The organism is Providencia sp. PROV048, from assembly GCF_033688165.1.
Lineage (GTDB): Bacteria > Pseudomonadota > Gammaproteobacteria > Enterobacterales > Enterobacteriaceae > Providencia > Providencia hangzhouensis.
The window spans coordinates 3433692-3446259 of record NZ_CP096360.1; the positions used below are offsets into that span (position 1 = coordinate 3433692).

General features: G+C 40.6%; 13 protein-coding genes. 9 read left to right on the top strand and 4 right to left on the bottom strand.

Going from position 1 to position 12568, the window contains the following annotated elements; translation table 11 throughout:
- Positions 1-66 precede the first annotated feature (66 nt).
- Positions 67-1140 (top strand): dihydrodipicolinate reductase, encoded by a 1074-nt coding sequence (locus tag M1F26_RS15225; protein ID WP_140171521.1) that lies wholly within the window; start codon positions 67-69, stop codon positions 1138-1140.
- A gap of 45 nt (positions 1141-1185) precedes the next feature.
- Here the strand turns inward: M1F26_RS15225 and M1F26_RS15230 are convergent, their stop codons facing one another.
- Positions 1186-1782: a GNAT family N-acetyltransferase gene (locus tag M1F26_RS15230; RefSeq protein ID WP_140171687.1), complete on the bottom strand. Its 597-nt coding sequence runs from the start codon at positions 1780-1782 to the stop codon at positions 1186-1188.
- Positions 1783-2006: 224 nt separating this feature from the next.
- Here M1F26_RS15230 and M1F26_RS15235 point away from each other — a divergent pair, with 224 nt between their 5' ends.
- From M1F26_RS15235 to M1F26_RS15245, 3 genes are all read left to right on the top strand, one after another.
- Positions 2007-4028, top strand: a complete 2022-nt coding sequence (locus tag M1F26_RS15235) for an NADPH-dependent 2,4-dienoyl-CoA reductase (protein ID WP_140171520.1) — start codon at positions 2007-2009, stop codon at positions 4026-4028.
- Positions 4029-4179: 151 nt separating this feature from the next.
- Positions 4180-5097, top strand: coding sequence for a GTP cyclohydrolase FolE2 (gene folE2 / locus M1F26_RS15240; protein ID WP_140171519.1), 918 nt, complete (start codon positions 4180-4182; stop codon positions 5095-5097).
- Positions 5087-5647, top strand: a complete 561-nt coding sequence (locus M1F26_RS15245; protein WP_140171518.1) for a carbonate dehydratase — start codon at positions 5087-5089, stop codon at positions 5645-5647. The genes folE2 and M1F26_RS15245 overlap by 11 nt, the downstream gene beginning before the upstream one ends.
- Before the next feature lie 75 nt (positions 5648-5722).
- On the opposite strand, the gene sstT is transcribed toward M1F26_RS15245, so the two are convergent.
- Together sstT and M1F26_RS15255 are read right to left on the bottom strand one after the other, a co-directional pair.
- Positions 5723-6976, bottom strand: a complete 1254-nt coding sequence (sstT, locus tag M1F26_RS15250; protein WP_140171517.1) for a serine/threonine transporter SstT — start codon at positions 6974-6976, stop codon at positions 5723-5725.
- Positions 6977-7239: 263 nt separating this feature from the next.
- Positions 7240-8199 carry a TerC family protein gene (locus tag M1F26_RS15255; RefSeq protein WP_140171516.1) on the bottom strand — a complete coding sequence of 320 codons (960 nt, stop codon included), beginning with the start codon at positions 8197-8199 and terminating at the stop codon, positions 7240-7242.
- A gap of 614 nt (positions 8200-8813) precedes the next feature.
- Here M1F26_RS15255 and M1F26_RS15260 point away from each other — a divergent pair.
- From M1F26_RS15260 to M1F26_RS15280, 5 genes are all read left to right on the top strand, one after another.
- Positions 8814-9482: a DedA family protein gene (locus M1F26_RS15260; protein WP_004258110.1), complete on the top strand. Its 669-nt coding sequence runs from the start codon at positions 8814-8816 to the stop codon at positions 9480-9482.
- 236 nt (positions 9483-9718) lie between these two features.
- On the top strand, positions 9719-10024 hold the full coding sequence (locus M1F26_RS15265; protein WP_004258145.1) for a DUF883 family protein: 306 nt from the start codon (positions 9719-9721) through the stop codon (positions 10022-10024).
- Between the two features lie 6 nt (positions 10025-10030).
- A complete protein-coding gene (locus M1F26_RS15270) occupies positions 10031-10438 on the top strand; it encodes a phage holin family protein (protein WP_004258148.1) in 408 nt (135 codons plus the stop codon).
- The gene (locus M1F26_RS15275; protein WP_004258151.1) at positions 10425-10724 is read left to right on the top strand and encodes a YqjK-like family protein; all 300 of its coding nucleotides are present in this window, start codon (positions 10425-10427) and stop codon (positions 10722-10724) included. The genes M1F26_RS15270 and M1F26_RS15275 overlap by 14 nt, the downstream gene beginning before the upstream one ends.
- Positions 10725-10961: 237 nt before the next feature.
- Positions 10962-11357, top strand: a complete 396-nt coding sequence (locus M1F26_RS15280; protein ID WP_004258158.1) for a DoxX family protein — start codon at positions 10962-10964, stop codon at positions 11355-11357.
- A 312-nt stretch (positions 11358-11669) separates the two neighbouring features.
- Here M1F26_RS15280 and M1F26_RS15285 read toward each other — a convergent pair whose 3' ends face one another.
- Positions 11670-12563: a LysR family transcriptional regulator gene (locus tag M1F26_RS15285; RefSeq protein ID WP_004258161.1), complete on the bottom strand. Its 894-nt coding sequence runs from the start codon at positions 12561-12563 to the stop codon at positions 11670-11672.
- Positions 12564-12568: the final 5 nt, after the last annotated feature.

The window sequence follows — 12568 nt, forward strand, 5'->3', positions numbered from 1 at the left end:
AAAACAATATTTTTTACATTCAGATCTCACAATATGGTCTATAGATAATTCGCATATAGGACAAAAATGATGAAAAAAGTACATGCAGTTCAATATGGTTGCGGAAAAATGGGTAAATTTTTGATCCGTTACTTGCAAGAACATGGTGCTGAAGTTGTGGCGGCTTTTGATATCAATGAAACCGTTATTGGTAAAGATATAGGTGAAATTGCAGGAACGACGCCATCAGGGGTAAAAGTACAGCCGCTACATGAAGCGGATAAAACCCTCGAAATATTAAAACCTGATGTTGGCATCATCGCAACATTGAGTACCATGGCTGATTTAGAATATGCATTCTCCTTATTTGCACGTCATGGTGTAAACGCTATTTCAACCGGAGAAGAAGCCCTTTATCCATGGAATTCATCACCTGAAATTACACAAAAGCTTGATGCATTAGCCAAAGAAAATAATTGTACCCTTGCAGGAAGTGGCTACCCAGATATGTTTTGGGGGGTGCTCATTGACACTTTAGCAGGCTCCATGCACAAATTGGTGAAAATTAAAGGTTCTAGCTGCTATAACGTTGAAGATTACGGTATCGCTCTCGCTGTCGGCCACGGCGCGGGTTTAACCGTTGACGAGTTCGACAAACAAATTGGTAACTATAACGACTTACCTTACGATGTTATTTCGCAGAAAATTGAAAGCGGTGAATATGCACCACCGTATATGTGGACACAAAATGGTTGGTTATGCAGCCGACTTGGGTTAACGATCACCAGCCAAACTCAGCGCTGTGTACCGCAAATTGCCCAACAAGATATTTACTCCGATACCCTCAAAATGACCGTGAAAAAAGGGGATGTATTAGGCTTATCTGCAGTGGTAATCACCGAAACCGCAGAAGGTATTACCCTCGAAACAGAGTGTATTGGGAAAATCTTAACAGCGGATGAGTGCGATAAAAATAGCTGGCAGTTAATTGGTGAACCTGACACCTCAATTGAGGTGAATAACCCAGCAACCGTAGAATTAACCTGTGCAAATTTAGTGAACCGTATTCCTGCACTGATTAATAGCCCTGCTGGCTATACCACCACAGAAAAAATGCCAAATAATGTGTTTATGACCAAACCCATGCATGAGTATTTATAGCTAATATCGCCCACCTTTCGGTGGGCGACTTACCTACAGCTAACCTTAGCGCGGTTTCACCATCTGCCATTCTAAGTGGTGTTTTACTGACGGCCACTCTGACTCGATAATGCTATATACACAGCTATCACGCAGTTCACCCGTTTTAGTTTTCATATGATTGCGCAAGATACCATCGAGCTTAGCCCCTAACCGTTCAATGGCTCGACGACTTTGGCTATTTAAAATATGTGTACGAAACTCCACTGCAACGCAATTTAATTCTTCAAAAGCATGCTTTAATAGCAAATATTTAGCTTCTGTATTTAATGCGGTGCGTTGTACTTCTATTCCATACCAAGTGGCTCCGATTTCAACCCGCCTTACTGCATGGTCCACACGATTGTAAGAAGTAATACCAACTGGTTTACCGCTTTGTTTATCGATCACCACAAAAGGTAAGCATTCCTTTTTCTGGAAATTTTCCAGGCGCTTTTCCACATCTTGAGAGAAATGCTCAGGCTCAGGAACTAAGGCATACCACAAATTATTCAACCCATCTCGTCGAATGATATCTGCCAGTTCGACATCATATTGGTGGGATAGAGGTTCAAGGCGAACGTATTCACCTTCTAAAGTAATAGCTTGGCAAATCTCTTTCATCATGGCTTCCCCTATATCGTTCTTTATGCTGTGTGTCTCTTTTTTTAATCTCTGTTTATGACATAAAAATAAAAAAACACCTATTTTTTTATGACACTCAGCTATTTAACCGAAAACATATGATAAAAATCACAAAATTTTAACATCTTTACCAAATTTCAGCTTCATTACGCTACAGTTAACTCATCTGACCTGTTAATGAAATCCCGAATGGGAGTATAATAATGAGCAATTTTCCACACCTTTTTACCCCGCTAGATTTAGGCCATACCGTGCTAAAAAACCGTATTTTGATGGGTTCAATGCATACTGGGCTCGAAGAGCACCCACAAGGCAGCGAGCGGCTAGCACATTTTTACCGCCTACGCGCTGAAAATGGTGTCAGTCTGATCATTACCGGTGGTATCGCCCCCAATCCAGAAGGGGCGCTTACCGCTCATGGCGCAGTATTAAACGATAAAAACCAGCTTTTATTTCATCAACAAATCACGGATGCCGTCCACCAAGCTGACGGTAAAATCGCCTTACAAATCTTACATGCAGGGCGTTATGGCTTGCATCCTAAATTAGTTGCACCAAGTCCTATTCAAGCAGAGATTATTCCATTCGCCCCCCGAGAACTCTCAACTGATGAAGTTGAAAAAACGATTGATGACTTCGTGACAACAGCCAAGCTAGCTCAACAAGCTGGCTATGATGGTGTCGAAATTATGGGATCCGAAGGTTATTTAATTAACCAATTTATCACCAAACGTACCAACCATAGAACCGATGAATGGGGTGGAAGTTACACAAACCGAATTCGTTTTCCCATTGAAATCGTACGGCGAATACGGGAAGCCGTTGGCGCTAACTTTATTATTATTTACCGGCTTTCCATGCTGGATTTAGTTGAAGATGGCTCAACGTGGGAAGAGATTGAATTACTTGCCAAACAAATTGAAAACGCGGGTGCGAGTATGATCAACACCGGTATTGGTTGGCACGAAGCTCGGGTACCGACGATAGCAACGCAAGTTCCCCGCAGTGCATTTAGTTGGGTTACGCAAAAATTAATGGGGAAAGTGAATATTCCACTGATAACCACTAACCGCATCAATGATCCTTTTGTTGCAGAACATATTATTGCCAATCACCAAGCGGATATGGTTTCAATGGCTCGGCCATTTCTAGCTGATGAAGCGTTTGTTCGTAAAGCCGCAGAAAATCGAGCAGATGAAATTAACACTTGCATTGGTTGCAACCAAGCCTGTCTCGACCTGATTTTTAGTGGAAAACTGGCCAGTTGTTTAGTTAACCCACAAGCTGTTAGGGAAATGGATTATCCCAACGAAAAAGCCGCACTGAGCAAATCCGTTGCGATTGTTGGTGCTGGGCCCGCTGGGTTATCTTGTGCAATTTACGCGGCAAAGCGTGGGCATCGTGTCACTTTGTTTGAAAAATCTAACCATATAGGTGGCCAATTTAACCTCGCTAAACAGATACCTGGCAAAGAAGAATTCCATGAAACCATCCGTTACTTTTGCCGCCAATTACAATTATTGAATGTTGATGTACGCCTTGAACAACAAGCCGATGTTGACTGTTTATCGGGGTTTGATGAAGTCATTATTGCAACGGGTGTCATCCCACGAAAAATCCAGCTCGAAGGGGTTGATCACCATAAAGTCATTTCCTATATCGATGTCATCACCAAACAACGCTCTGTTGGAAAAAGTGTCGCTATTATTGGCGCTGGAGGGATTGGCTTTGATGTTGCTGAATTGCTAACCCAAGAAGGGAAAAGCAGCAGTTTAGATAATTCACTCTTTAATAAAGAGTGGAATATTGATACCACAATTCATTCTAAAGGTGGTGTATTCCCCCCACAAAAAGTCCCTATGGCATCAGCTCGTCAATTGTATTTATTACAACGGAAAAACAGTAAAGTGGGAGCAGGCCTCGGTAAAACAACCGGTTGGGTACATCGTTTATCACTAATGAAACGCGGTGTTCAAATGCTAAATGGCGTGGAATACATGCGAGTTGATGACGAAGGGCTCCATATTCGCTATCAAGATAAAACACAGTGCCTGTCCGTTGATAATGTCATTTTGTGTGCAGGGCAAGAGCCTTACCGCCCATTAAAAAAACAACTAGCAGAACACGGGATCAATGCCCATGTGATTGGCGGTGCGGATGTTGCTGCAGAACTGGATGCCCGCCGAGCAATTGAGCAAGGGATGAAAACCGCATATCAGATTTAGCCTCTTCATATCCCCCTAAGGTGAGCCTTTTATCTAAGGGGGAACTGCACTCCTTAACCTAACTGATATTTATACCTCTTTTTCTTCACCCTAAACAATTGTTATGTTATAACATAACTACTATTTATAAATTAAGAATGGCTGAGGGGTTATGACAGTATCAACTGAATTACGTTGTTCATCTTTACCGGATGCGCAAAATGAAAATGATATTTATAGCAATATCAAGCTAGACTGGGTCGGTATGACAGGGATTGCTTTACCTATTGAGATAGCGGGTCGTCCAATCAACGCACTTGTTGATGTCGGTACTGATTTACAAGGACAGAAAGGAATACACATGTCCCGGCTGTATCAGACCTTAGATGGACTCACACAGCATGAACTAACCCCCAATTTGATTCAACAGGCTCTCGAGCAGATTTTAATATCCCATAGCCATGTATCATCGAAGTCATCTCTTCGACTTTATGGCGATATTTTATTATCTCGCCCTTCTTTAGTTTCTCACCAGCATGGATGGAAAGCATATCCATTTGAAATAAATGCAAATTTCAACAAATCATTTATTATCTGTTTAAAAGTTGGGGTTCCTTATTCATCGACATGTCCTAGTGCCACGGCACTCAGTACCCAAGTAATTCAACAACAATTTGCTATTGAATTTGAGGACGAGGCACAACCATTATATCCCACTCAAGTTTTCAACTGGCTAGCTAAAAATGGGTTACCCGCTACACCACATAGCCAACGCAGCTGGGCATGGGTAACCATAGCGTTGAAAGCTAGTCATAAAATATTTCCCATCATTGAATTAATTAATCAAATTGAAAACGTGCTTTCAACACCTGTACAAACTGTTGTTAAACGTAATGATGAACAAGCTTTCGCTATCGCAAATGCCCAAAACCTGATGTTTTGTGAAGATGCAGCGAGAAAACTTGTCATGGCTTTTCGTCATCAATGTCACTATGACGAAGTGAACATTAATATAGAGCATCAAGAAAGTTTACATGCACATAATGCAGTTGTTCACACTCACTGGAAACGGAGTACTCATGCTGCGTAAAAACCCATCAGGACACTCCCCTGTTATTTCAGAAAAAGCCTATATCGACCCTACTGCAATTATTTGTGGCAAAGTCATTGTTGAAGATTACGTGTATATCGGCCCATATGCAGTCATCCGAGCTGATGAACTCAATGAAGAGGGGGATATGTCACCGATAGTAATAGGCCCACATTCAAATATTCAAGATGGTGTTGTTATCCATTCTAAAAGTGGGGCTGGAGTACAAATTGGCTCACATACTTCAATAGCACATCGTGCCATTGTCCATGGCCCTTGTAATATTGCTACACGAGTATTTATTGGTTTTAATAGCGTTCTATTTAATTGCAAAATTGGGGAAAACTGTGTTGTTCGCTATAACGCTGTTGTTGATGGTTTAACACTACCCCCTGCTTTATATATTCCATCCTGCGTACATGTAAATGCCCACAGTGATTTATCTCAGTTTAAACAAGTTGACCGCGCCTCTTTGCAATTTTCAGAAGAAGTTGCCGCAACTAATGTGCAGTTAGTCGAAGGTTATAGCCGCTTACGTAATGAGTTTTAACTCAATAACCCACTAAAATCAGGGCAGAGTTCACTTTCGCTGTCTCTGCCCTTTCAAAATATATTTAATTAACAATTAATCACGATGAGATAGCCGCGATTCAGCGTTAGCCAGTTTCTCATCTTCCGCTAAGCACACCGCTGCAGTAAATAACACGTCAGTTGAAGAGTTAAGCGCCGTTTCTGCTGAATCCTGTAATACGCCAATCATCACACCAACCGCGACCACTTGCATCGCAATTTCATTTGAAATACCGAACATGTTACAAGCTAATGGGATCAGTAATAGTGAACCGCCGGCAACGCCTGATGCGCCACATGCACACACCGCAGCAACCACACTTAATAACAGTGCCGTTGGGATATCCACTGGTACACCTAAAGTGTGCACAGCGGCTAGCGTCAATACCGTAATTGTTACCGCAGCGCCTGCCATATTGATGGTTGCACCTAATGGAATAGAAACAGAGTAGGTATCTTCGTGTAAATTCATACGACGACACATCCCCATATTTACAGGGATATTCGCTGCTGAACTACGTGTAAAGAATGCAGTTACCCCGCTTTCACGTAAGCAAGCTAAAACTAATGGATATGGGTTGCGTTTCATTTTCCAATAAACAATCAGTGGGTTAACAATAAAAGCAACGACCAACATACAGCCAATTAAAACAGCGAGAACGTGGATATAACCTTTTAAGGTTGAAAAACCTGTCGTTGCGATCGTAGAAGCAACTAAGCCAAAAATCCCTAAAGGCGCTAAACGGATCACAACACGTACCAGTTGTGTTACTGCATTAGAAAAATCATGAACTAAATTTTTTGTGGTTTCATTTGCATGGCGCAATGCAATACCCAACCCAATCGCCCACGCTAAAATACCAATATAATTGCCCTTAATCAGTGCATCGATAGGGTTCGAAAATATATTGATTAGCAAACCTTTTAACACTTCAGCAATATTTCCCGGTGGATTTAGCTGTGTATCACCGACCACTAACACTAAATTTGATGGAAATAGAAAAGAACCAATAACGGCGACAACCGCGGCAAAAAATGTTCCCAAAATATACAAGACCAGTATAGGTTTGATATTGGTTTTTTGCCCTTGACGGTGGTTAGCAATAGATGACATCACTAACACCCATACTAATACAGGCGCAACAGCCTTTAATGCACTAACGAATAAATCCCCTAACAACCCGACATTTTTTGCAGCAGATGGCCATAACCATGCAAGCAAAATACCTGCTATCAAGCCAACCAGTATCTGCTTGACTAGACTACCTTGGCTAATAACTCGCCATAACCCTGTTTTATTTGTATCCATAATAGACCTATATTATTTATCTTTATTAGGAATTAAATGTGTTTGCACAGCAAGTATAAGGAATAATAGTCGCCTGAAAAGGCAATTATTCAAAATATACACAATGATTGACTTTGTTTAACAAACATTTTACATAACTGTGATCTCAATAGAGTTTTGTTTCTTATAGTAGAATGGTATGACTAAAATGGTTGAGTGTTTTCAGAGGGTTAAAAAAAATCCCCTGCTTCACAGCAGAGGATTTAAAAAATGAAAAAGGTAAATTAATTTTTTGCTTCATTACGTTTATTAACAATGGCATTAATAACCAGCGTTATAACTAAGATTGACGCAATCACACCCAACGAAATCGGTGTTGGGATATGGAAAATATCAATCAATAGCATTTTTATACCGATAAAGCTTAAAATTACCGCTAAACCGTATTTTAGCATTGAGAATTTTTCAGCAACCCCTGACAACAAGAAATACATGGCACGTAGGCCTAAAATTGCAAATAAATTCGATGTTAAAACAATGAATGGGTCAGTCGTCACCGCAAAAATAGCGGGTATACTGTCCACCGCAAATATCACGTCACTAATTTCAACTAAAATCAGCACTAAAATAAGTGGGGTCGCAAATAGGACGCCATTACGTTTAATAAAGAATTTTTCACCATGTAATTCATCCGTCATACGTAAATGAGAACGAACCCATTTTACTAGCGGTTTATCCGTTATTGGCGAGTCATCTTCTTTGGCAAAAGCCATTTTCAAACCAGTAAATAGCAAGAACAAGCCAAATACATACAAAATCCAGCTAAATTGTGTGACTAACCAACTACCTGCAAAAATCATAATCGTACGAAGTACGATAGCGCCTAATACTCCATAAACCAACACACGACGCTGTAAAGTTGCAGGAATGGCAAAATAACTAAATAACATCAACCAAACGAATACGTTATCAACAGCTAATGCTTTTTCTAATAAATAACCCGTTAAGAACGCCATGGTTTGGCTATCGGCAAACTCACGCCCTACGTTCTCATTAAGATACCACCAAAAACCCGCTGCAAAGAGAAGCGAAAGCGTTACCCACACGATACTCCAAGCCGCAGCTTGTTTCATCGACATTGCTTGGCCTTTGTGTTTCCCTTGCCAGAACAAATCAATGAGTAACATAAGTAAAATAATAACGGCAAAACTACCCCATAAAATTGGGTTACCAACTGAGTGCATTTTCCTTTCCCTTAAAAAACAAAAAACGGCTGATATCCAGAAGACATCAGCCGCTTAAAATTCGTTAACCACAAGCTATTTCTTTTGGTTGTAAATTATGAGCAAACCCCGCCTTCTGGCAAGGTCTCACTTACAACACAAATAACCTAAAAATAGGGAACTGTGGTGCTCGGCTACCGGGTGTAGTGTGTACACCGTAATGACGATAAACCGACAAGAAGAAGTTACTCCCCTTTGCTATGGCGATAAGATACGGTAAATAGTCTTAAAATGCAATAATTAGCCTTTATTGTTTTATCGTTATTTTTTTACATTAAAAGATAAATTAACAAGTATATTTCGCATACTCTCGGTAAAAAGCGGGTTAAACGCCATTTTTAAGCACTTTACATCGTTCCATGCCGCGCAATAAATCGTAAAAATTGGCCAAAACTTAAATGAATTCTAAAAATAAGCTTAAAATTTACTGTTTAGTTATTTTCTGTTTTGTTAAAGTGAGCGTGCTTTACACTAACAGCCTGAGGAAACACTACTTTCACTTTGGCATTCACTTAATCCATTTCTCCCTGCCCAACAACAAGTTTGTTGCTGTTATTGCCGTTTAGGAAACATTAATGGAATTAGTTAAAGAACTTTTTTTCGCCCTTTGGCACCAAGATTATGTCACCCTATCTAACCCATCGTTAGTGTGGTCGATTTACTTCATGCTGTTCGCTATCTTGTTTCTTGAAAACGGGGTGTTGCCTGCAGCGTTTTTACCTGGCGATAGCTTATTGATTTTAGTTGGTGTTCTCATCGCTAAAGGCACATTAAGTTATCCGCTCACTATTGTAATTTTAACCGCTGGCGCCAGTTTAGGCTGTTGGGTTGGTTATATACAAGGGCGATGGCTGGGGAACACACGAATAGTTAAAGGCTGGCTTGAGCACTTACCTGAACACTACCACCAACGCGCTTATGGCTTGTTCCACCGTCATGGCCTCGCAGCCTTGTTAATTGGTCGTTTTTTAGCTTTTGTCAGAACACTACTTCCAACAATAGCAGGGCTAGCTGGCTTGCAAAACGGTCGTTTCCAAGTATTCAATTGGTTAAGTGGCCTACTGTGGGTGTTAATTTTGACTGCAATTGGTTATGGCTTTGGTAAAAGCCCGATTTTCCTGCAATATGAACATCATATTATGAACATTTTGATGTTGATCCCTGTAGGGCTACTGATCCTTGGCTTAATTGGTAGCATTGCTGTTGTCGTTAAGAAAAAATTCTCAAATAAAAAAGCGAATTAATTCTCCATGCGGGAACTCTCAGTTCTCGCATTTTCATTTTTACTTAATTTTACGTCTTAGTATCACCACTCCTCGCAATTAAATTAACTAACTGATATTTATAGAATTTTCATAAGCACTGTTTTTTACATTTTTTCTTAACCCCTAATTTTTTATTGAATAACTCATTGCACTTAATGCAAAAACCGTTATTGTTAATACAGTGAAGTTTCTTTTCTATTGATAGGAGGTTCTATATGTCATCAAATCATTCATCAGAAGACCTACGCGCAGAACTAAAAGCGTTAGCAGATTCTCTTGAAGCCGTATTGAATGATACAGGCGAGAAGTCGAAAGAAGAGATTGAAAGCTTGAAATCCAAAGCGAAAGATGTACTTTACTCATCTCGCGCTAAACTCGGTCAAACCACCGAAAGGATCACTGAGCAAACTAAAGAAATTGCGGGCCGTGCAGACAACTATGTCAAAGAAAACCCATGGACTGGTATCGGTATCGGTGCTGCTGTTGGTGTGGTTCTTGGCGTACTTCTCGCGAAACGTTAATTGCTTATGGAACAAAATCAACAACGTCAGGGCCCCGGTAAAGGGGTCCTTGAAATACTGCAACGCATTGCCAGTATTACCGTTAATATTGTTGAAACTCGCCTTCAACTCATTGCCGTTGAGCTCGAAGAAGAGAAAGTTAATTTTATCCAGTTGTTATTGTTAGTTGGACTAGCGCTTCTTTTTACTGCTTTTGGCCTAATGTGTTTAATTGGTCTTATTTTTTGGTCTGTTGATCCTGTTTATCGTTATCAAGCACTTGCTATAACAACAGGGTGCTTAGTCCTACTCGCCATTACCTTTGCTATTTGGGCTCTTAAAAAAGCAAAGCAGTCTACCTTATTGAGCTCCACACGGGAGCAATTAAGCCAAGACGCGAATGCATTAGCAGGTAAAGATAATGACCAGAAATAAACGCCAATTACTTGCCGCAAAAAAACAACGGTTACTCAACAGAATTGAGCAGCAACGGAGCGACCTTGCTGCAAGTTCTGAAGATTGGCTACGTGTGACCGCTCCTTATGACCGTACGTGGAAAACCTTCGTTACCTTCCGTCCTTTATTTATTGCAGCTACAGGCCTGCTTTCGATTTATTCACTGAAAAAACCCAAACGCATACTTCAATTAGGGAAAAAAGCCTTCACAATGTGGGGTATAGCAAGGACAATTCAAAGTACGATCAATGCAGGAAAGAAGTAATTCCAATCAAAATCAATATGCTAAATTAAGTCTCTTCACTTTAGCTAGCTCCCCTTCATCACCGTTCAATTTTTTTGACTATCTTTGTTAATAAGCTTTGCTTTTTATTGAATAACCAAATGACTATTATAAGCCCATCAAATGTTTTCTTGCCTATTTGTGCTGAAAACAACATTACAAAGCGACACATATCGCAAGTACTTTATATTTAATGGCTTATTAGTCTGGAGAATCTTAATGAAAAATTTAGAAAATGGTGCGGTATTGTTAGCTCGTATTATGATGCCAATTCTGTTCATTGTTGCTGGGTATGGAAAACTGGGAGATGCATACGCAGGAACACAACAATACATGCAAGCAATGGGTGTTCCAGGCTTTTTATTACCTTTAACCATTTTATTAGAACTTGGTGGCGGTTTAGCCATTCTATTTGGTTTCTTAACACGAACTGTAGCCCTATTTACTGCAGGCTTTACCGTATTAACGGCGCTACTGTTCCATATCGACTTTAGCGTTGCACCAAATAGTTTAATGTTTATGAAGAACTTTACTATCGCAGGCGGTTTCTTACTATTAGCAGTAACCGGCCCAGGGAAATTTAGTATTGACCATTTATTAAATAAAAAATGGTAATTCCGATTTCATTATCACCCTTATTGACTTTATTTGTTTGTCCAACTTATACCTCCCTCGGGAGGTATTTTTTTATTCAATGTAGTTGTTTTGAAGCCGATAAAAACCAAATCATAGTCATCGATAAGTGAAAATTAAACCAAGCTGTTTTATTTATTCTTTCGAATCGCTACCAGCAAACCCTGCTCGTAAACTCTAAATAGTTTGAGTTGTAGGTAGGCGGCAAATTGAGTCATCCCGTGAGCATACATAAGTATGTGACTCGGGTGACTCAATGAAGCCAACACCCCTACGGCTCAAAATATAACGAGTTTACACTCTAAATAATTTTGGGATCTCTCGGAGACACCACGACTTAGCCTCCCCCATACTATCCCGCCGCCACGCCATAATAATATTCGTCTCATGGCTAAACTCTGCGCCAACCACCTTTAAACGCCCTTCGCGAATATCTTGTTCAACCATTGGGTATGGCATCGTCGCAACACCAAGGCCGGCCAACAAGGCTCTGTGTTTATCCTCAATCGTTGACACCGTCAATCGTTGTTGTTTATCCAACAACTGCACCGTGATCACAGGCCGCTCACGAGCGGTATCAGCCACTGCAATTCCACGGTATTTCACTCGAGTCGCATCAGATAACGGCTCAGGTTCTTGGTGAATGGGATGATCCGGGCTCGCTACATAAATATGATTAACGGTATATAACGATTTAGAGTTAATTTCTGAAGAGGATCGAAAATGCATATCAGGAGCAATGACTATATCCGCTTTACCGCTTTCAAGACGTTCCCATGCTCCCGCCAATACTTCAGTAATTAACGATAACTGTGTTTCTGATTTTTCCGCCAATCGTTCCACCAGCGGAAAAAGTGAATGAACAGGAACTAAAGCCTCACACACGATGGTTAAATGCGTTTCCCATCCTTTTGCAAGCGCTTCCGCATCAGATGTTAGCTTATCAGCGGCTTCAAGTAGGATCCTTCCTCTATCAAGTAGCATCCTACCGACATTGGTAAACTTAGTTCTATGCCCTGAACGGTCAAATAAAATGACATCGAGCTCTTCTTCTAATTTTTGCATGGTATAACTCAGCGCAGATGGGACTCGCCCCAACTCTTCAGCGGCTGCAGCAAAACTACCACGGCGGTCGATTGCATCCATAACCCTTAATGACTCAAGCGTTAATGCTCTCTCTTTACTCATGAAGT